Genomic DNA, 403 nt, shown 5'->3' with positions numbered 1-403 from the left:
CCCGCCGGTCATGGTGCGCTGGCGGGGTTTTTCGTTTACTGTCCGGTGGAAAAGCAACACAACCACCACAACCATTAGCTGGAGCCGTGATGACTTGGGATTGGCAGGTATTTTTGAATGATGATGGTAGCGGCCGCACCTATCTGGAATGGATGCTTGATGCCTGGGGCTGGACGCTGTCCGTTGCGGGCTCTGCCTGGGTGGTGGCGATGCTGTTCGGCGCCCTGATGGGAACCTTCCGGACCTTGCCCAACAGCCCATGGCTGGTGCGCCTCGGCAATGTATGGGTTGAGCTGTTCCGCAACATCCCGCTGCTGGTCCAGATATTTCTCTGGTATTTCGTGGTGCCCAAGATGATTCCATCGATGAAGGAAGTGCCCGGCTTTGTGCTGGTGGTGCTGGC

At 57.8% G+C, this 403-nt stretch carries 1 protein-coding gene; it reads left to right on the top strand.

The genetic code is table 11. The features are described from left to right. Positions 1–89: 89 nt before the first annotated feature. Positions 90–403: ABC transporter permease subunit (locus B3F77_RS05140; protein ID WP_293603914.1), on the top strand; the 314-nt coding region annotated here is incomplete at its 3' end.

Source organism: Polaromonas sp. UBA4122, assembly GCA_002381615.1.
Classification (GTDB): domain Bacteria; phylum Pseudomonadota; class Gammaproteobacteria; order Burkholderiales; family Burkholderiaceae_C; genus Polaromonas.
This window is presented reverse-complemented; position numbering and strand designations above follow the sequence as displayed.